This window comes from Chryseobacterium daeguense DSM 19388 (genome assembly GCF_000430825.1).
GTDB classification, from domain to species: Bacteria; Bacteroidota; Bacteroidia; order Flavobacteriales; family Weeksellaceae; genus Chryseobacterium; species Chryseobacterium daeguense.
The window spans coordinates 52769-73092 of record NZ_AUMT01000012.1 but is presented as its reverse complement, the minus strand read 5'-3'; the positions used below and the strand labels follow the sequence as shown (position 1 = coordinate 73092).

Annotated in this window: 23 protein-coding genes; 14 read left to right on the top strand and 9 right to left on the bottom strand. The window is 35.3% G+C overall.

Annotated elements, in window-relative coordinates; translation table 11 throughout:
* Positions 1 to 58: 58 nt before the first annotated feature.
* The 4 genes from H560_RS0114540 (at position 59) to H560_RS22475 (ending at position 3452) form a co-directional block, all read left to right on the top strand.
* Positions 59 to 721, top strand: coding sequence for a BON domain-containing protein (locus H560_RS0114540; RefSeq protein ID WP_027380724.1), 663 nt, complete (start codon positions 59 to 61; stop codon positions 719 to 721).
* Positions 722 to 838: 117 nt separating this feature from the next.
* A complete protein-coding gene (locus tag H560_RS0114535) occupies positions 839 to 1603 on the top strand; it encodes an MlaE family ABC transporter permease (protein WP_027380723.1) in 765 nt (254 codons plus the stop codon).
* Positions 1603 to 2382: an ABC transporter ATP-binding protein gene (locus H560_RS0114530; protein ID WP_027380722.1), complete on the top strand. Its 780-nt coding sequence runs from the start codon at positions 1603 to 1605 to the stop codon at positions 2380 to 2382. Before H560_RS0114535 ends, H560_RS0114530 begins: the two co-directional genes overlap by 1 nt.
* 11 nt (positions 2383 to 2393) lie before the next feature.
* Positions 2394 to 3452 carry an MlaD family protein gene (locus tag H560_RS22475; protein ID WP_051289343.1) on the top strand — a complete coding sequence of 353 codons (1059 nt, stop codon included), beginning with the start codon at positions 2394 to 2396 and terminating at the stop codon, positions 3450 to 3452.
* Positions 3453 to 3535: 83 nt separating this feature from the next.
* Here the strand turns inward: H560_RS22475 and H560_RS0114520 are convergent, their stop codons facing one another.
* Positions 3536 to 4093: an inorganic diphosphatase gene (locus H560_RS0114520; protein ID WP_027380721.1), complete on the bottom strand. Its 558-nt coding sequence runs from the start codon at positions 4091 to 4093 to the stop codon at positions 3536 to 3538.
* A gap of 77 nt (positions 4094 to 4170) precedes the next feature.
* Positions 4171 to 6681, bottom strand: coding sequence for a cation-translocating P-type ATPase (locus H560_RS0114515; RefSeq protein WP_027380720.1), 2511 nt, complete (start codon positions 6679 to 6681; stop codon positions 4171 to 4173).
* A gap of 147 nt (positions 6682 to 6828) precedes the next feature.
* Here H560_RS0114515 and H560_RS0114510 point away from each other — a divergent pair, with 147 nt between their 5' ends.
* From H560_RS0114510 to H560_RS0114465, 8 genes are all read left to right on the top strand, one after another.
* Positions 6829 to 7500 (top strand): BON domain-containing protein, encoded by a 672-nt coding sequence (locus tag H560_RS0114510; protein WP_027380719.1) that lies wholly within the window; start codon positions 6829 to 6831, stop codon positions 7498 to 7500.
* 151 nt (positions 7501 to 7651) lie between these two features.
* The gene (locus tag H560_RS23130; RefSeq protein WP_162143863.1) at positions 7652 to 8326 is read left to right on the top strand and encodes a DUF6629 family protein; all 675 of its coding nucleotides are present in this window, start codon (positions 7652 to 7654) and stop codon (positions 8324 to 8326) included.
* A 30-nt stretch (positions 8327 to 8356) separates the two neighbouring features.
* Positions 8357 to 9049, top strand: coding sequence for a DUF1003 domain-containing protein (locus tag H560_RS0114490; protein WP_027380716.1), 693 nt, complete (start codon positions 8357 to 8359; stop codon positions 9047 to 9049).
* A 63-nt stretch (positions 9050 to 9112) separates the two neighbouring features.
* Positions 9113 to 9502, top strand: a complete 390-nt coding sequence (locus H560_RS0114485) for a hypothetical protein (protein WP_027380715.1) — start codon at positions 9113 to 9115, stop codon at positions 9500 to 9502.
* 69 nt (positions 9503 to 9571) lie between these two features.
* Positions 9572 to 10015, top strand: coding sequence for a thioredoxin family protein (locus H560_RS0114480; protein WP_027380714.1), 444 nt, complete (start codon positions 9572 to 9574; stop codon positions 10013 to 10015).
* Positions 10016 to 10025: 10 nt separating this feature from the next.
* Positions 10026 to 10952, top strand: a complete 927-nt coding sequence (locus H560_RS0114475) for an FAD:protein FMN transferase (protein WP_027380713.1) — start codon at positions 10026 to 10028, stop codon at positions 10950 to 10952.
* 43 nt (positions 10953 to 10995) lie between these two features.
* Complete coding sequence (locus H560_RS0114470; protein ID WP_027380712.1) at positions 10996 to 11223, top strand: DUF4266 domain-containing protein; 228 nt, start codon at positions 10996 to 10998, stop codon at positions 11221 to 11223.
* Positions 11224 to 11259: 36 nt separating this feature from the next.
* Positions 11260 to 12429 (top strand): DUF3570 domain-containing protein, encoded by a 1170-nt coding sequence (locus H560_RS0114465; RefSeq protein ID WP_027380711.1) that lies wholly within the window; start codon positions 11260 to 11262, stop codon positions 12427 to 12429.
* A gap of 716 nt (positions 12430 to 13145) precedes the next feature.
* On the opposite strand, the gene H560_RS0114460 is transcribed toward H560_RS0114465, so the two are convergent.
* The 7 genes from H560_RS0114460 to pckA form a co-directional block, all read right to left on the bottom strand.
* Entirely contained in the window at positions 13146 to 14366 is a 1221-nt protein-coding gene (locus H560_RS0114460; protein ID WP_027380710.1) for an aminotransferase class I/II-fold pyridoxal phosphate-dependent enzyme, read from the bottom strand.
* A 108-nt stretch (positions 14367 to 14474) separates the two neighbouring features.
* Positions 14475 to 14837: a hypothetical protein gene (locus H560_RS23405; protein ID WP_228372486.1), complete on the bottom strand. Its 363-nt coding sequence runs from the start codon at positions 14835 to 14837 to the stop codon at positions 14475 to 14477.
* The gene (locus tag H560_RS23400) at positions 14816 to 15070 is read right to left on the bottom strand and encodes a DNA methyltransferase family protein (protein WP_228372485.1); all 255 of its coding nucleotides are present in this window, start codon (positions 15068 to 15070) and stop codon (positions 14816 to 14818) included. Before H560_RS23400 ends, H560_RS23405 begins: the two co-directional genes overlap by 22 nt.
* Positions 15067 to 15435 (bottom strand): glycine cleavage system protein H, encoded by a 369-nt coding sequence (locus H560_RS0114450; protein ID WP_027380709.1) that lies wholly within the window; start codon positions 15433 to 15435, stop codon positions 15067 to 15069. The genes H560_RS23400 and H560_RS0114450 overlap by 4 nt, the downstream gene beginning before the upstream one ends.
* Before the next feature lie 32 nt (positions 15436 to 15467).
* Positions 15468 to 16565, bottom strand: a complete 1098-nt coding sequence (gene gcvT, locus H560_RS0114445) for a glycine cleavage system aminomethyltransferase GcvT (RefSeq protein WP_027380708.1) — start codon at positions 16563 to 16565, stop codon at positions 15468 to 15470.
* A gap of 3 nt (positions 16566 to 16568) precedes the next feature.
* Entirely contained in the window at positions 16569 to 16949 is a 381-nt protein-coding gene (gene gcvH / locus H560_RS0114440) for a glycine cleavage system protein GcvH (RefSeq protein ID WP_027380707.1), read from the bottom strand.
* A 34-nt stretch (positions 16950 to 16983) separates the two neighbouring features.
* Positions 16984 to 18585: a phosphoenolpyruvate carboxykinase (ATP) gene (gene pckA, locus H560_RS0114435; protein ID WP_027380706.1), complete on the bottom strand. Its 1602-nt coding sequence runs from the start codon at positions 18583 to 18585 to the stop codon at positions 16984 to 16986.
* Positions 18586 to 18713: 128 nt separating this feature from the next.
* Here pckA and H560_RS0114430 point away from each other — a divergent pair, with 128 nt between their 5' ends.
* A complete protein-coding gene (locus H560_RS0114430; protein WP_027380705.1) occupies positions 18714 to 19400 on the top strand; it encodes a Crp/Fnr family transcriptional regulator in 687 nt (228 codons plus the stop codon).
* A 93-nt stretch (positions 19401 to 19493) separates the two neighbouring features.
* Positions 19494 to 20219 (top strand): YoaK family protein, encoded by a 726-nt coding sequence (locus H560_RS0114425; protein WP_027380704.1) that lies wholly within the window; start codon positions 19494 to 19496, stop codon positions 20217 to 20219.
* Positions 20220 to 20324 lie beyond the last annotated feature (105 nt).

The window sequence follows — 20324 nt, the reverse complement described above, 5'->3', positions numbered from 1 at the left end:
CCGGTCATCTTATCTTCTGTAAAGTTTCGGGAACTTTGAAATATAAATTTATAATCAAATGAAAACAAATGCAGAATTACAAAAAGATGTTCAGGATGCCATTCAATGGGAACCTCTGCTGCATTCAGCAGAAATTGGTGTTATTGTAAAAAACGGAATTGTTTCCCTTACAGGTACTGTGGACAGTTATGCAAAAAAACTGCAGGCTGAACATGCTGCAAAAAATGTTTTTGGGGTAAAGGTTTTAGTAGAAGATATCGAAGTAAAATTACCCGATCCCCGGTCAAAAACTGATATCGAAATTGCCGGTGAAATTATAGCTGCTTTTAATGCAAACTCATTTATTCCACAAGAAAAAATAACAGTAAAAGTAGAAAGCGGCTGGGTAGATCTGGATGGTGAAGTGTCCTGGGAGTACATAAGGGATATTACAGAAAATGCTGTAAAGTATCTTCCCGGCGTTAAAGGCATTTATAATAACATTATTGTCAACCCGGAAATACGGAACACTGTTGAAAAGAGCGATATTGAAAAAGCCCTTGGCAGAAGCTCAATTGATAATAGTGAAATCAATGTATCAGTATCAGGAAGAACGGCCACATTAACAGGGACGGTACATACCTGGCATCAAAAGGAAGAAGCAGGACGCATTGTCTGGAAAACACTTGGTATACAAGATGTAAAAAATGAGTTAACAGTGGATTATGAGTACGATTTATAATTTATAAAGGCCTTATATATCCTAAACATTGTGGACGATCAATTTTTATCTATCAGCTAAAACTACTTTACAATAAAATAGTCCCATTGCATATAAAATATTCATAAACACAACATCATGGAAATCTATTTAAAAAAAAGCCTCAGTATTGTAGGTAATATAGCTTTATTCTCCGGCCGCTTTTTTAAAGAAATTTTCAAACCGGGTTTTGAGTTTAAAGAGTTTACCCGACAGTGTTTTGTTGTTGGTTATCAGTCATTAGCATTGGTAACCATAACAGGTTTCATCATGGGCCTGGTACTTACCATACAATCGCGCCCGGCTATGGCAAGGTTCGGAGCCGAGTCTATGATCCCCGGTATGGTTTCGCTATCATTAATAAGAGAGATTGCACCTGTCATTACGGCTTTGATTTGTGCTGGAAGGGTTTCATCAGGAATTGGAGCTGAATTAGGCTCTATGAAAGTAACGGAACAAATTGATGCCATGGAAGTTTCAGCGATCAACCCTTATCGGTATCTGGTGGTGACCAGAACCCTTGCTACGACATTAATGATTCCTATTTTAGTCCTATATGCTGATCTGATCGGAATCATGGGTGGTTTTATCGGGATCAATATGCACGGCGAAAGTAATATAGCGCATTATTTTTCTAACATATTTGAATCCCTGGAATACACAGATATTTTACCGGCTATCATTAAAACCTTTTTTTTCGGTTTTTTTATCGGGATTATTGGCTGTTATGAAGGGTTTAATGCTTCGGGGGGTACAAAAAGCGTGGGAAAAGCTGCAAATTCAGCCGTAGTTTTAGCCTCGCTGATGATTTTTATCATTGATTTGGTAGCAGTGCAGGTAACTGATCTATTTTTTGAATTATAATGGAAAATAATAAAAATTTACCTATCAGATATGACCAGTCAACAACCGGCACATCATTGATAAAATTTAAAAATGTTTACAAATCTTATGGCAGTAATAAGGTGTTGAACGGCATCAGTTTTACCGTTAAAAGAGGAGAAAATCTGATTATATTGGGAAAGTCAGGCTCAGGTAAGTCCGTTGCTGTTAAATGCCTTGTCGGTCTCACTAAAGTGGATAAAGGGGAAATATTTATATCAGGAAAGGATATAACAAAATTGAATGAGGAAGAGCTTAACCGGATCAGGATGAAAATTGGGTTTCTATTTCAAAATGGAGCTTTATATGACTCTATGACAGTCCGGGAGAATTTGATTTTTACATTACAGCACAATCATAAAAACCTTACTGAACAGGAAATTGAATCTGCTGTTAAAGAAGCATTACAAAACGTAGGTCTGGAAGGAGCTATTGACCAATTGCCGGCAGAACTGTCCGGAGGAATGAGAAAGAGAATAGGACTGGCAAGAGCATTAATCATTAAACCTGAAATTATAATTTATGATGAGCCAACCGGAGGTTTAGATACGATCACAGCCCGTGAAATTATCGAACTCATCCGAAATATCAAAATAAAATACAATACCTCATCCATTATCATAACCCATGATTTAACCTGTGCAAAATATACCGGTGACAGAATTATCGTCCTGAAGGACGGCCTAATTAAAGCTGAAGGCAACTATAAAGACATAGAAAATAATGCCGATGATTGGGTAAAATCTTTTTTTGAAAAATAAATAAAGCAGTCATGAGCAACGAGTCGTCAAACAATTGGAAATTGGGAGTTTTTGTAGCAGCAGGTATCCTTCTTTTCATAACAGCCATTTACTTTATTGGGGTCAACAGAAATCTGTTTGGCTCTAATTTCGTTCTGCGTTCAGAGTTTAAGAATGTCAGCGGATTAAAGCAGGGAAGTAATGTCCGTCTTTCAGGTATTAACATAGGAACAGTTAATAAAATAGATTTTATTTCAGATTCATTGGTTCTTGTAAAGTTAGTCATCAGAAAGGATGTTCAGAAATATATAAAAACTGACGCGGTTGCCAGTATAGCATCAGATGGATTAATGGGTGATAAAATTCTTATTATTTCGCCCGGCACCACCTCCACTACCATAGTGAAGGATAATGATGTGATTGCTTCTTATAAAACCATTGAAATAGATGATCTGTTCTCAAGTATAAAACAAAGTACAGACAACGCTAAAACAATTACTGATGAGCTGGTTAAATTCAGTAGTAAAATGAATAATAAGAATAGCTTGTTGACAAAAATAATGATCAATAAAGATTTTGCGTCGAGCATTGACAGAACCATAGAAAATTTACAGATAAGCTCTCGGGAACTGGCAAAATTCACCCCCTTACTGAATAATAAAAACGGAACTATTGCAAAAATATTTACCGATAAGAAATGGTCAGATAATATTGAAAGCAGCATTTCTAATTTACAGAACAGCTCTCGTGAAATCAGTATTTTCACTACAAAACTTAATGATAAAAATAATGTGCTTTCTCAGTTATCTTCCAGTGATACTTTAGCTATTTCAATAGAAAAGACAGTCCGCAATCTTGAAAAAAGCTCGGATGATTTAATAGAGTTTACTTCAAAAATAAACAATGATGAGAATGTTTTATCGAAGCTCACCAACAATCCTAAACTTGGAAACTCAGTTGACTCCACTATTATCAATATTGAGAAAGGCGTCGGTGAACTGAGAGAACTTGAAGCCGCCGCCAGGAATAATTTTTTATTAAGAGGCTATTTTAATAAAAAGAAAAAAGAAACCGGAAAACAAAAAAGATAATTAATCTTAATCCATTCAAAAGTGTGATTCATTTATTCTTCGCCATGCTAAGCTACCACAAGATCCGCAGAAAATAAACCTGGTCAGATATTTTTCATTTTAGGCTTGATTTCTTTGACATACATCATCAGACTTTCTTCAATACAATCGAAAGCTTCTTTCTTATTTTTAAAACCAAATACCTGTACAGCTTTTCCCTCCAATTTTTTATATTCTTCAAAAAAATTCTGAATCTCATTAACTGTATAAGCTGGCAGGTCTTCAATATCATGGATATGCAGGAGAGAAGAATCATTTTCAGCCACCGCTATTATTTTATGGTCTTTTTTATCTTCGTCCGTCATCTCCATTATTCCTATTACCCTTGCATTAACCAGAGTAAGCGGAACAAGACTTTCCGAACATAACACCAAAATATCTAACGGATCTCCGTCACTGTAGTAAGTCTGTGGTATTATCCCATAATTGGCAGGATAATACATGGAGGATAAAAGAATTCTATCCAATCTTATTAATCCTGAAGGCTTATCGATTTCGTATTTTGTGCGGCTACCAGTGGGGATTTCAATAACTGCCGTAACTATTTGTGGCAGATGCCCTCCTGGTGAAACGTCATGCCATGGGTGTTGGTTTCCTATCATTACCTTAGCCTTAATTGTTTTTAATTTATTATTGTAAATTTCAAGAATATAGTATTATAAAAAAATGATGATCGTCACTATGCCTTTGCTTTTCTTATCCTTTTTACATATTTATAGATCTCAAACCATAAAACAGAAACCGCTGCAATGAAAACAGCCATCCCCAATTCGTTTATATGGAGCGCTGTTACTTTAAAGAATAGAGAAATAGGTTTTACATATAATATGACTAAAAGCATCACCACGACTAAGGCAGAAATACCCATAAGTAAAGGATTACGGTTTCTGAAACTTTCCAGCATACTATAAAAGAATGATCTGTTAACAAAACTCAGCAATATATTGGCAAAAATTAATGTACTGAACACCATCGCCCTCGTCTTTTCTTCGTTACCACCGTGCTGAACTGTAAACTGATACACAAACAGAACTCCCAGGGTGATCACCACCCCCTGCACAATACTGATTCCCAATTCATTAAAACTTAAAAAAGTATCTCCCATCGCTCTTGGAGGCTGTTTCATTGTATTTCTTTCCATAGGTTCATTTTCATATACAATAGAACAGGTCGGTCCCATGACAAGCTCCAGGAAAATAACATGAACCGGAGTGAATATATGTGGGAATATCCATCCCAAAAACAGAGGTAAAGAAACCGTCAGTATTATAGGAATATGAATGGAAATAATATATTGAATCGCCTTTTTAATATTGGTATAAATTCTTCTTCCTGCGGCAATTCCAACAATAAGTTTTTCTAAATCATCATTCGTAATAACCAATGCAGCAGCAGATTTGGCAATTTCAGTTCCTTTATTCCCCATTGCTACGCCAATATGGGCAGCTTTTAACGCAGGACCATCGTTCACACCATCTCCAAGCATCGCTACCACTTCGCCATTCTTTTTCAGAGCGTTCACTACCGCGAGCTTTGCATCGGGAAACATTCTGGTAAACAGAACTGTGTTCTCTGAGATCTGCATCAGCTCTTCTTCAAAACGTCCTATAATATCACTGCCATTGATTGCCGGAGCATCATTTTTAATTCCTGCCTGAAGTGCAATTGCATTCGTTGTATCTGCATTATCGCCTGTAATGACTTTCACCTTGATCCCTGCATCATAAATACTTTGAAATACCTCTTTTATTCCTTTTTTGGGAGGATCATAAAAGACGGTCAGTCCTAAAAATTCAAATTCAAAATCCTGCTGTTTCTTTGGAAAGCTGTTTCCTTCAAAATGAGACTTAGCAACTCCCAATACACGATAACCTTGCTGTCCAAATGTTTTTACAATATTTCTTATCTTACTTTTTTCCGTCTCTGAAAGCCTGGAAACACTAAGAATAGCTTCGGGAGCTCCTTTCGCTGCAATAATTCTGTCTTTATTTGTGTTTTCAAAAAGATGGGTCATCATTGGAGGCTTCCCTTCAAGCGGATATTCGTGAAACATTTGATATTCTTTTCTTGCATCACTCTTTTGAGTTTCCTCATACGTTTTGTGTAAAGTTATTTCCATAGGGTCAAAAGGGACTGGCTCACTACTCCACATTGCATAATCAATCAGTTCTTTCAATTCGTCAGACTCAAATTCCTTTTCTTCATAAATCTTATCGGAAAGGTAATTATATAAATGTTGAAGTTTCATCGAATTCTCAGTAATGGTACCTGTTTTATCGGTACAGATAACCGTGGTACTTCCCAGGGTTTCTACAATACTGCTCCGCTTAATAATAATTCCTTCACGCATAAGCTTCCACGCTCCCAAGGCCATAAAAGTTGTAAATGCCACAGGAATTTCTTCTGGCAATACAGACATGGCTAGCGTTAATCCACTAAGCAGGCTCGTTACAAGATCTCCGGTTTTGATATAACTGAATATACAGACTATCAAAAAAATAACGATCCCGACAGCTGCCATCCATTTTACAAACTTCCGGATTTGAATCTGCAATGGCGAAATTTCTTCTTTTATATTCAGTATTGATTCTCCAATTTTACCAACACGTGTTTCTTTTCCTATCTTTTGTACTTTAAAAACGGCCAATCCTGAAACTGTAACTGTTCCGCTGTATACAAGATTATCCTCTGAGATGCTGTCCTTGAAAACCGAAAAGCTTTCTCCTGTAAGCGAGGATTCATTAACGGAAAAATCATTACTATGCAAAATCTTTCCATCAGCATTTATAATTCTACCCTCCTCGGTGATGCATAAATCACCTACCACAATCTCATGGGTCGGAATTTCTACAGCCTCTGAGTTTCTGATAACCGTACTTAAAGGTTCGTTGAGTTTTTCAAGTTCTTCCAACGCTTTTTTACTGCGGTTATCCTGATAAAAGGATATTGCAGTCACCGCCACAATTGCCACAAACATAAAAGCAGCCTCGCCATAATCTCCCACAATCACATAAATGAGGGAAATAATGATAAGCAAAATTAGCATGGGTTCTTTTAAAATACCAATAAGCAAATCAAACCATGTATTCTTACGGATATCCTCCAGGCGATTATATCCATATTGCAGTCTGGAAGCTTCCACTTCATCGTTTGTAAGACCTCTAAGACCTTCAGGTAAGTTGTAAGACATATCAAATTAAATCGGTTATCTAAAAATAAACAATTATTTATATACAAATTGAGTTTCCATGCCTGACCTGGATCAGGTTTTATCGTGATACTGATCATAGAATATTCTGGAATGTTTCTGGAATTTTGAATGATCAATTAAGATACAATGAAAACAAATGCCGAACTACAAAAGAATGTTCAGGATGCCATTAAATGGGAACCATTACTACACTCAGCAGAAATCGGAGTCACTGCAAAAGACGGTGTGGTTTCTCTTACAGGAGAAGTTGATCACTATGCTAAAAAAATAGAGGCAGAAAATGCTGCAAAAAAAGTTGTTGGAGTAAAAGTCTTAATAGAGAATATCATCGTAAAATCTCCGGATTCCTTATCAAAAACTGATAATGAGATTGCCCATGAAATTTTAGAAGCTTTTAAATCCAATGCATTTATTCCGGAGAATATGATCAAAGTAATTGTTGAAAACGGGCAGGTAACTTTAGAGGGTGAAGTGCAATGGGACTATGAAAGAGAAATTACAAAAAATGCAATACATTATCTTCCCGGTGTAAAGGCGATCATCAATCATATTAAAATCAAATCAGAAATAATAGACGCTATCAAACAAATGGATATTGAAAATGCTATGAAAATGAACTGGGTTGTATACAATAGTGATATTCATATAAAGGTAACTGGTACTACAGTGACATTAACAGGTACAGTAAATTCATGGCATCAAAAAGATGAAGCTGAACGTATTGCATGGAAAACTCCAGGGATACAACATGTAGATAACGGGCTATTTGTAGATTATGAATATTCAAAAAATAGTTGATCATCTGAAATGTAAGGCTTCAATTCAATCGGTGTACCGCAACATTGAAAAATTGCAACGAAAACTACTTTTAACAAAGAGCAAAGTAGCGATTAAATTTAACATTTCATTGTAAAAATATAAGGAAAATAATCTCTAAAATCCCAAGCACATGTGTTTTTCAGCAATTTCAAGTTTCTCAGCGGGTATAGGCCTAACGGCAATTGGTATAGCATGTGTAATAAAAACACGCCACTCTTCACAGCACCTTTTTGCATGCATTCCGCTCATTTTTGGAGTCCAACAACTAACAGAAGGAATATTATGGCTCACCCTTCCCCATCCGGAATATATCAATATACAAAAGACCACAACCTTCATATTTCTATTTTTCGCAGAAATTCTATGGCCCATTTGGGTACCCATTTCTCTCTTAATGCTTGAGGAAAATGAGACACGAAAGAAAATACAGAAGATATTATTGGGCGCAGGAATCATCGTAAGCATTTATTTGGCTTATTGTCTTTTATCATACCAGGTGGAAGCAAAAATCATTGGCCATCATATCACTTACATCCAAGACTATCCTGCTTCGCTGAGAAATTACAGTATGATATTGTATGGCTTGGCAACGATTATTCCTCCATTTTTTTCTCACGTAAAAAGAATGCACTTTTTTGGTATAGCCATTTTGGTTTCTTATATAATTTCAGCAATCTTTTACAATCATTATATACTCTCCGTTTGGTGCTTTTTCGCTGCAATCATAAGTCTGTCTATACATACAATAGTGACAGTAAAAACAAATGATAAACAAAGAGAACATCATGAAATATACTTTAAATAAAAATAATTTTAAATTTTGAAAAGATCAACAATGGAAACAAGCTATATCAGCAAAAAAAAAATCGGGAAAGGTGAAGAAATACTTGGTCAGGATATTAGAGATGGTATTTTTAATTTATTACGAATGGATTTCCCCGGCTTTTCAAAAGATCATTATATTTCTTTAATTGAATTGAATACCTATAGACGTCTTTATTTAACTTCTTTAATATCACAGGAAAAAGGTGAACTGGCCATCATAGACTTGGATGTGGTGGATGCCATTAAAAATAACTCCATTCTGTCAGAAAATATACAAGATGAAATTGAATCAGAATTAACTATTGGAGAAAAAGTTGCAGATAAAGTAGCACTGTTTGGAGGCAGCTGGGCATTTATTATTGTTTTTTTTTCATTTATATTACTATGGATGATGATTAATGTTTGGCTATTAACTAATTCATTTGATCCGTTTCCGTTTATTTTACTCAATCTCATTCTTTCCTGTTTAGCGGCCATTCAGGCTCCGATTATTATGATGAGTCAAAACAGACAAGAACAAAAAGATAGACTAAGAGGAGAACACGACTATAAAATCAATTTAAAAGCTGAATTAGAAATTAAATTGCTAAGTGAAAAAATAGACCATCTATTGGTAAACCAAAATAAAAAACTCTTGGAAATACAAGATGTACAAACTGACTATCTGGAGGATCTTATGAAGGAAATGAAGAGAAAAGATTAAAGGCTATCATTTAATTCTTAATTTAAAACCATTCTAACCAAAACATTTTATAATTTTGATTGAGTGAAAAAGTTAATTTCAATATTGCTTCTATGTTTGTATTTGGTTTCAACAACCGAACTGTATCAGCTGTTGAAAATCCCAGATTTAATAGAACATTATTGGGAGCATAAAGCTTTGAATCCGGAAATGTCTCTCACAGCATTTCTGAAAACGCATTATGATCATCCTGTAAAAGACAAAGATTACCGCAAAGATCAAAAATTACCGTTTATTATTCATTCTGCACCTCTTGCATTGGTTTTTACAATTAATCAAGGGTTCAGTTTTGAGCAAGCAATTCATAACTTCAGTCCATTAACATTTAATAAAATTCCTTCAAAAGATGAAGATCTTTGCTATAAAGGTTTTCTGGCTTCAGTTTGGGAACCCCCTAAATTTTCTTTTTCATAGTTTGGCAATTGATTTATAATCTTTAAATCAATATCATCATCTTTTTTATTATCATTAATCTTTAAAATAATGAAAACAATATTTTCAGCCCTATTGTTGGCTGTATTTGCTGTTGGTATTCATGCCCAAAACCGTTTTGAGAGCGCTAAAAAACATGCAGCAGAAAATAAAGAACTTATCTTGCTCAATTTTTCCGGTTCGGATTGGTGTATTCCGTGCATTAAGCTTCATAAAAATATTATCGAAACAGAAGATTTCAAAAAACTGGAAACCGAAAATGTAATTGTTTATATCAATGCAGATTTTCCAAGAAACAAAAAGAATCAGCTTTCTCCCGAATTGAAAAAAGAAAACAATTCACTCGCAAATCAGTATAATTCAAAAGGACTGTTTCCTTATACACTCTTATTGAATTCTGAAGGAAAAGTACTGAAAAGCTGGGAAGGTCTTCCTTCTGAAAACGCCTTGGCTTTCAGCAAAAAGATAAGAGAAATCAAAGAAAATCAAAAATAGCACGAGAATTATGTTAAAAGAATTCAAAAGACCTCAGAAATTAATGGGGAATGCTTTTGAAATTACCGTTGTTACTGATGATGAAAAGATAGCGCAACATCATATTGACGCTGCTATCGAAGAAATCCAGAGAATTGAAAAACTGCTGACAACTTTTAATGAAGAAAGCCAGACCAACCTCATCAACCAAAATGCAGGAATACAGTCTGTTGAAGTTGATTGGGAAGTTTTTGACCTTATCGAAAGAAGTCTGAGAATCAGCAATATCACAGACGGATATTTTGACATTTCATACGGCGGTATCGATAAAAGTTTCTGGAATTTCGACCAGGAAATGAAACAGCTTCCTGATCCTGAATTGATTAAAAAGCATTTAAAATTAGTCAATTATAAGAATATCCTGCTGAATCGCGAAAACCAGACCGTATTTCTGAAAGAAAAAGGAATGAGAATCGGGTTCGGAGGAATCGGAAAAGGTTATGCCGCTGAAATGGCAAAAAGACTTCTCCAGAAAAGAGGTGTTATATCGGGAATTGTAAATGCTTCCGGTGACCTGACAACTTGGGGAAATCAGGCTGACGGAAAACCCTGGACTATCGGAATTGCCGATCCGGAAAATGCAAAACAGCCATTTTCTTATATGAATATCACAGATATGGCCATTGCAACTTCAGGAAATTATGAAAAGTTTGTTCACATTAACGGTAAAAAATATTCTCATACCATCAACCCGAAAACCGGAATGCCGGTTTCGGGCGTAAAAAGTGTTACCATTTTTTGTCCGAACGCAGAAATTGCTGACGCAATGGCAACTCCCGTAAGTATTATGGGAATTGATTTTGCCCTCAATATGGTGAATCAGATCAACCATCTGGAATGTATCATCATTGATGACCAGGACAAAATTTATTCATCTCAAAACATTAATCTAAAATGAAATCTAAGATTCCATTTGTCCTTAAAAAACAAACTCAATTCAAATGAAAAATTTCATAAAAATAACAACAGCAATTTGCTTTTTAGTAACAATTGCTTCTGTACAATCCTGTACAATAGTAAAAGAATACGAAAAAAACAAATTAAACGATGCTGAAATGGTTCTCGGAAACAGAACAATAGAAAAAACAGAACTGAGCTTCCAGTCTTACAGGGAAGGCTCTTCGGGAGCCAATGCAGGAAAAGTGGGCGGCGGTTGCGGATGCAATTAAAAAAAGAGTAATTGTAGAATTTAATTGTGACCTAAAATGAAAAAATTGATAATAAGTATCGTTGCTCTTTTCGGAATTTTTAATATAAAAGCGCAGGAAAATACAAGCAGCGAACAGCCGAAAAAACTGACTTTTGATGAAGCCAATTTAGTTTCCAGCTATTATAAACAGGACGGAAACAATTCGGCAGTAACAGGAGGAACAGGCTCTGAAAAACTGACCGACGTTTCCAATACCATTGATGTAACAATGGTGAAATATGATAAAAAAGACAGAAAAAATAAATTCAACTTCAGTGTCGGGATCGATCATTATACATCGGCATCTTCCGATATGATTGATCTAAAAGCCAATTCATCAGCTTCCCATGCAGATAACAGAATTTATCCCGGATTAAGCTGGAGTCGTGAAAATGAAACCAAAGGCAGTACATTGATGGCAGGAGTTTCATTCTCCACAGAATTCGATTATCAGTCTTATGGGGCAAATATTGGCTTTTCTCAAAAAACAGCCAACAAAATGGGAGAATTTACAGCAAAATTTCAGGCTTATCTGGATCAGGTAAAATTGATTGCTCCGATAGAATTGCGCACTGCAGATAATGAAGGTACAAGTGGCAGGAATACATTTGCACTTTCTCTATCCTATTCTCAGATCATCAATCAGAATTTCCAAATAGAATTTTTAGCAGATGGTATTCAGCAGACGGGATATTTGAGTTTACCTTTTCACAGAGTTTATTTTACGGATCATTCGGTTCATCAGGAAGCGTTGCCGGATAAGCGTTTTAAAATTCCTTTGGGAGTAAGAGCGAATTATTTTCTTGGTGATAAAGTAATTTTAAAAGCATATTACCGCTATTATACTGATGATTGGGGACTAAAATCAAATACATTCAGTCTGGAAACTCCGGTGAAAATTTCTCCCTTTGTTTCGGTGAGTCCTTTTTACAGGTATTATTCTCAGACTGCTGCAAAATATTTTGCACCTTATCAAAAGCACACGGCTTTTGATGATTTTTACACCAGTAATTACGACCTATCGAAATTTGATAGTCATTTTTACGGAGCAGGAATCCGTTTCAGTCCGAAGAACGGTTTGTTTGGAATTGAGCGTCTCAATATGATCGAAATTCGATATGGTCATTACGCGAAGTCGATTGGAATGAAGTCTGACATTATTTCCTTGAATTTAAGGTTTAAATAAAATCATTTTGATTTATTAAATTAATGAAATTGCTCAAGCAAGACCTTATATTGTAGCGATCTGCTTTAAATATTTCGGTAATTTGATATTTGCCAGTATAAGACAAGCAAATTCAATTGAATACAAATAGTTCCATGTTTGAATGTTTCTAAATGCTTAAAAGTAAATTGTAAGAAGCATAGCGTAAGAAAATTATCAGATAAAAAATGAGTTTTGTAATTCTAGCTTAATTTAGCTCAAACGAACCAAATCATCTACAAAAGTGTTTCAAGATACGCTCGTCTTGGTCACACACAGCCAAATGGTGCCAACTAAAGACAGTTGGTGCCATTTTTTAAATGTAGTATTTGTAAATTTCTACGTCTTGAAATAATCAAACTCTGCATTACCTTATTACTCGCTTAAAAATGCTCGAATCGCAATTCTAATTTTGAATTCTTCTAATCTTTTTTCATATTCTTAAAGAGTATATAAATTTTGCCTCAAAAAAGATAGCAACTCCAAGTTTTTTTGTACAGCTAATGTGGTAGAAACATTTATCCAATTAACCGCAAAAAAGGTATTACTACAAAATGTAGTAATACCCCCAAAAAAAATATACATAATATTCAGACCATGTATTTCAGTTTATAAAATAATACTTTTAGTTAAGATTACAATATACAGACATTTACTTAAATTGTTTTCGCTTCTAATGTATTACTATTTCTGGATTGCTATTTATAATAACCAGAATTTAAGTTAGCCCTGATTTCTTTAAATACAGAAATTGTCATCTCTACATCTTCCAAAGTATGAACAGCAGTAGGAATCAATCGTAAAATGATCATTCCTTTCGGTACAACAGGATAAACCACCATAGAGCAAAACAGCTGGTGGGTTTCGCGTAAATCACTAACCAGCTCAGTCGCTTCTTCTATAGTTCCATAGAGATAAACTGGGGTTACCGGAGAATTTGTATTCCCAATATCAAAACCTGCTTCAGTTAAGCCTTTTTGTAAGCTGTGGGTTATTTCCCAAAGCTTTTCTCTAAGTTCTGGCATTGTACGCATTAATTCCAATCTTTTTAAAGCACCGAATACCATCGGCATTGGCAATGCTTTAGCAAATATTTGAGAACGCATATTATACTTCAGAAATGAGATTGTTTCTTTCGTACTGGCAATAAAAGCTCCAATACCGGCAAATGATTTTGCAAACGTTCCAAAATAAAAATCGATGCCATCTTGCACCTCTTGCTCTTCACCTGTGCCTGCTCCAGTCTTTCCTAAGCAACCAATACCATGGGCATCGTCTACCAATAAAGAAAAGTTAAACTTTTTCTTCAGGGCAACAATCTCTTTTAGTTTTCCCTGATCTCCACGCATTCCAAAAACACCTTCTGTTATCACCAATATGGCTCCTTTTGTTTCAGATACTATTTTTTTTGCGCGTTCCAATTGCTTCTCACAATTCTCTATATCATTGTGCTTAAAAACAAAATGTTTCCCCAAATGCAAACGTATTCCATCAATAATACAGGCGTGGGATTCAGCATCATAGACAATTACATCCTTTCGGTCTACCAAACTGTCAATAATTGATACCATTCCTTGATAACCGTAATTTAATAAAAAGGCATCTTCTTTCTGAACATAATCAGCTATTTTTTCTTCAAATTCTTCATGTAGTTTGGTATTTCCGCTCATCATCCTTGCTCCCATCGGATAGGCAAGACCATACTGCTTCGTTCCTTCAATATCTGCCAATCTTACTTCAGGATGATTAGCCAGACCTAAATAATTATTCAGACTCCAAACCAGTTTTTTCTTTCCATTAAAAAACATGGTATTACCAATCTCTCCTTCAAGCTTAGGATAGGCATAATATCCGTGTGCATAATGAGCATGATTTCCCAGAGGGCCAAGACGGGTTTTTATTTTATCTACTATATTCATTTCTTGAAAAAATGTTTTTATAATTATAATTACTTTGAATTAATAGTTTCAGATAGCTTTTTTAAGAGAGAAAATGGAGTTTGTGAATTTATCTTTTCCAAAACTGAGTTAAGATACCTTTTTCCAAAAACTTAAAAATCCATTGCAGGCAGAATCTACCAAGTCAAAGTTCCTTGGGATTTCGTCCCATTTACTCCAATACGTAACTAAGCGGGTTCCAACGGGAGTTTTATTTAATTGTTCTTTTACATAATCTGAATAAGAATGATATAATTCACTGTCAGGAAGTATTGCGTTATCAATCGGATGTGAGGTATCTATATTTTCAAAAAAGGAATTAAAAAAGTAGAAGGCTTCATAATCAGAAAAGCAAATTTCATTGATATTGGAATTGATGAATTTTACATTCTTGATATTATGCCTGTCTGCTATTTTCCTTGATATTTTAGTCAGGGAAGATCTCTGCTCCACTCCATAAAAAATCCTTCTGTAGAAGCAGCACCCACCAGACAAAACTTTCCGGCACCAGCACCAATATCAAGCACCTTCTTACCCGATTTTTCCGCCAGGTATTCTGCTGCCATTTTAGCAACGGCAACTGGAGTCCAGTGTTTTTCTGCTACTGCCTGTATATTCGGAGGATATATTTCATTAAAAACGGCATCCTTTACATCAATATTCTGTCTAAGCTGTTTAAAAATCATTTTGTTATTTCTATATAATCATTATACGTTAAAAATTCATCTGTTGAGATATTAGTTGAAAGAATAAAAAGCCAGCAGTTATAAGGATCTGTGTTAATATGCGAAGGCTTTATGGTTGCATTTTGATTTACTTCCATAATTTTACAATCACAGGGAGCTAAGAGCTGAAAAGTCTTATTAATTCCATAAACAGCTCCCCAAGGATCTTCTTTTCTTATGGTTTCTTGCGGGCTAAATTCAATCAGGTGAATTTCTCCTATCTCCTTTTGACCAAAATCTGTAATACCTATACAGAAATCATATAATCCTATTTTTCTTAACCACAAATGATTTTCAGTATAATAAAGGTTTTTGGGAAAAAGCATACGATGAGTTAATCTTATTTTTATGTACTAATCTATTTTTTAATAAATGGAATTTTAACAATGACAGCCTTGACAGGTTTATTTCTGATATTAATAAAAACTTCAGTTCCAGGCTTAGCATTTTCAACAGAGATATATCCCATCCCTATTCCTTTTTTGAGTGTAGGGGATAATGTTCCTGAGGTAACCGTTCCAATAATCTGATGATGATGATCCCAAATTTCATACCCGTGGCGCGGGATCCCTTTTTCTTCAATTTCAAAACCAACCAGCTTCTTAGTAACTCCTTTGTCTTTTTGAATTTTTAAGAATCCGCTATAAATAAAATCTTTGGTAAATTTTGTTATCCAGCCCAAACCAGCTTCCAATGGTGAAGTAGAATCATTAATGTCATTCCCGTAAAGACAGTACCCCATTTCAAGACGCAGTGTATCTCTTGCAGCCAGTCCAATCGGTTCAATACCTTCATCTTTTCCCGCGTCAAATATAGCCTCCCATAAATGAGCTGCATATTTATTTTCTACATAGATTTCAAATCCTGATTCTCCTGTATATCCTGTCGCTGAGATCAGAGCATTCGGAATATGGGCGAATTCACCAATGGTGAAAGTATAAGACTCCATGTCTCTTAGATTAATATCCGTCAAGCCCTGTAACACTTTTACTGATTTTGGTCCCTGAACGGCCAATAAAGAAACTGAATCTGAAATATTGGTTACTTCTGCTCCAAAAGAATTATGTCTTTTTATCCAATCCAGGTCTTTTTGTATGTTTGAAGCGTTAACAACAAGCAGGTAATCGTTTTTGCTTATTTTATAGACCAGCAAATCATCAATAAGTGCGCCGATATCATTGGGCATACAGCTGTATTGTACTTTTCCCGGATAAAGCTTTGATACATCGTTAGAAGTGATTTTTTGGATTAATTCCAAAGAACCTTTTCCCTGTATTGAAATCTCGCCCATATGAGAAACGTCAAAAACTCCAATACCACGTCTTACCATTTCATGCTCATGAGTGACTCCTTTGTACTGAACAGGCATTTCATATCCGGCATATTCCACCATTTTCCCTCCAAGAGCATGATGCATCGCATTAAATGCTGTTTTCTTTAGTTTTTTAGTTGTCATTTATTATAATCCTATTAAACATGTATATGTGTCAGGTCTCAACAGCCATTCTATATCAAAAAGATTCTCAATTTTCATTTTAATCATCCACCCTTCTCCATAAGGGTCAGAGTTTACCAGTTCAGGATTTGTTTCTAATTTGGGATTAATTTCCAGTATCTTTCCGGCAATTGGCAGGAAAAGGTCCGATACAGTCTTTACAGCTTCAACTGTTCCAAATATCCCATGCTGTTTTAAAACTTCCCCAAGGGTTTCTATTTCAACATACACTATATCTCCTAATTCACGCTGGGCAAAATCAGTAATTCCGATATAGGCCATATCATTTTCTAATCTAACCCACTCGTGATCTTCAGTATACAAGAGATTTTTAGGGATCTTCATTATTATCGTTCTTTTATTAATTTATATTCTTATTCTATGAGTTAATCTCATTTTGGATCAATGGAGCTCCGCTCAGAATTTCTTCATCCGCAAAAGACTCAAAAGACTTAAAGTTTTGTACAAACTGCACAGCAAGATGCTGTGCTTTTTCATCATATTCTGACTGGTCATTCCACGTATTTTTAGGATATAAAATTTCAGATGGGACTCCTTCACATTCTACAGGAATTTGAAGTCCAAATACAGCATCACATACAAAATCCACATTTTCGAGTTTATTTTCGAGTACTGCGGATATCATGGCTCTGGTATAGGCTAATTGTATACGTTCTCCTTTACCATAAGCTCCTCCGGACCAACCGGTATTAATAAGCCATACCTTGATATTATTTTCTTTTAATTTTTTTCCTAACAGTTCTGCATATTGTGTGGGATGAAGCGGTAAAAAAGGTTTTCCAAAACATGCTGAAAATGTTGTCTGGGGTTCTGTAATTCCAGCTTCGGTTCCCGCTACTTTCGCAGTGTAGCCAGAAATAAAATGATACATAGCCTGCCCTACTGACAATTTTGATATGGGAGGAAGAACTCCAAAAGCATCACAGGTTAAAAAGAAAATATTATTAGGAGTTTTTCCGATGGAAGGATGCACTGCATTATTGATAAAGTCGATAGGATAAGCTGCTCTGGTATTTTCTGTAACTGAGACGTTATCATAGTCAACAATATCGGTTCCCTCAAAAAAGCGCACGTTCTCAAGCAAAGTTCCGGAGCGGATTGCTGAAAATATTTGCGGTTCTTTTTTCTGGCTCAGGCCTATACATTTAGCATAGCATCCACCTTCAAAATTAAAGACACTTTCATCATCCCACCCATGTTCATCATCACCGATTAACTTTCTTGAAGAATCTGCTGAGAGCGTGGTTTTTCCTGTTCCGGAAAGACCAAAAAACACAGACGTATCACCATTAATTCCAATATTAGCGGAACAGTGCATGGAGAGTACATTTTTTTCAAACGGCAGGATATAGTTCAATACCGTAAAAATTCCTTTCTTGATTTCTCCGGTATACCCACTACCCCCAATAAGGATTGTTTTCTTAGTGAAATTGATAATCGTGAAATTATGCTGACGGGTTTTATGAATTTCAGGAATTGCTTTAAACTCGGGAGCATTAAGGATCAGCCATTCATGCTGAAAGGTTTCCAGTTCCTTTTCTGTAAGTCTTAAAAAAAGATTATTAACAAATAAATTTGACCATGCAGTCTCCGTGATAACTTTTATGTTCAGCCTGTATTCAGGTTTTGCACAAGCATAGGCATCCCTGACATAAATATCTCTATCTGAAAGATGGGCTATAACACTGTCATACAAACTTTCAAAATCTTCAGGGGAAAAAGGATGGTTAACATCGCCCCACCAAATGGAGTCTTTGGTTTTATCGTCCATTACAATATACTTATCCTTCGGAGAGCGTCCTGTGAATTCACCAGTATCACAAGCCAAAGCTCCTGACCTTGTGATAATGCCCTGGCCTTTTTTTAATGTCTGAGATATCAGTTGAGGCTCGGATAAATTCCAATAGACTTCTTTATTGGGGATAATCCCAATATTTCTTAGAGATTCTAAATATTCCATAAGTCAATTAAGGGTTGAATGCCCACAAAAGTAGCTGAATTATAAGAATGAATAAATGACGTACACCTTTTCTAAACTTGATTTAAGTCAAATTTATATTGTCTTAAAATTGCTTAATTTAGTAAACCATGATTTCAAAGTTTATTTTTAATAGTCAATATCTTTTTGAGGAACTTTCTCTATATGATAAGGAAATGCTTCAAAAGGTGATGCAGATTAAAAACTACCGTAAAAATGAAGCCATATTTACTGAAGGGACTATTCCTAATGGGATATTTTTTTTAAAAGAGGGTAAGGTAAAAAAGTATAAGGTGGATAATGACGGCAGGGAACAGATTATTTACATCTATAATGCTGGAGAATTTTTTGGATATTCAGCGATATTAAGCAATGATTCCTATGGAGATACAACCCAGGCCATAGAAAATTCTGCTGTTGCTTTTATCCCCAAAGAGGATTTTTTGAATATTCTTGATCAGTCGAAAGTATTTTCAACATTGCTTCTCAAAAGCCTTAGCCATGAATTCAGTGTAATGGCTAATCTCATGACCGTTTTATCCCAACGAACAGTCAGGGAGCGTGTGGCGCTCAGCCTGTTAATCCTTCATAAAAAATATAGATTAAATGGTTCGGAAGATAAGGTATATATCACTCTTTCCAGGACAGATCTTGCCAATATGGTAGGAACAGCCAATGAAACATTAGCCCGTATACTTCATGATTTCCGGGAGGATCATCTTATCACAATGGAAGGAAGAAAAATACAATTGACAGATTTGGAAAGCCTGATCCGTATTGCTAATATTAATAGATAATTTTTTTTGTGTTCTATGGCTTCTGATAGCCTGCAAGAAATAATTTTGTCTTTCAAAAATTCATAGCTTACAATTAACCTAAAGGAATTATTCATGTTTAGACACAAAGGGAAAAGACGAACATATTCGCATAATTTAAAACTGGCTTCTATTTTATCCTGTGTTGCAGGGTTAGTGAATATCACAGGGGTTCTCTCTGCAAGCACCCTAACCACCAATGTTACGGGACACTTTGCTTATTTCTCGGAACAACTATTTATAAAAAATTATAAAATGGCCTTTATGTATTTGTTGTACATTTTATTTTTCTTACTGGGATCCTTTGTTTCAGGAGCTATTATGGAATGGGCTTCAAAACATAAATCCCATACTTCCTATATGGTTCCTTTGTCTATTGAGATTGTGATCATGCTTGTCATTGGTTTTTCACCTGAATTATTACCTGATGGTTCTTCTTTAGCTCTACTATTTTCTTCAGCTTTACTTTTTGCCATGGGTCTGCAAAATGCTCTTGTTACCCGTGTTTCGCAGTCTGTAGTAAGGACCACCCATCTCACAGGGCTCTTTACAGATCTGGGAATCGAATTGTCTCAGCAGCTTTTCCATAGGGAAAAAGAAAAAAGAATACAATTAAATAAAAGCATTTTTTTAAAGCTTATGATCATCAGTTGTTTCTTTTTTGGGGGAATACTTGGGGCACTCACCTATCAACATTTTAACTTAAGAACTCTTCTTATTCCCGCAAGTCTACTATTATTTGCCTTATGGTATGATGGGTTATTATTCCGGTACTATCACCTGAAAAGAAAATTGAGATAGTTTTATTTTTTCTTGTTTTAAATATTTTGAAAATATAATCAACGACAGGTTAAGCTACTTTATTTTCATGTCCAACAGGAACAAAAATATAAGCTATGACATTTT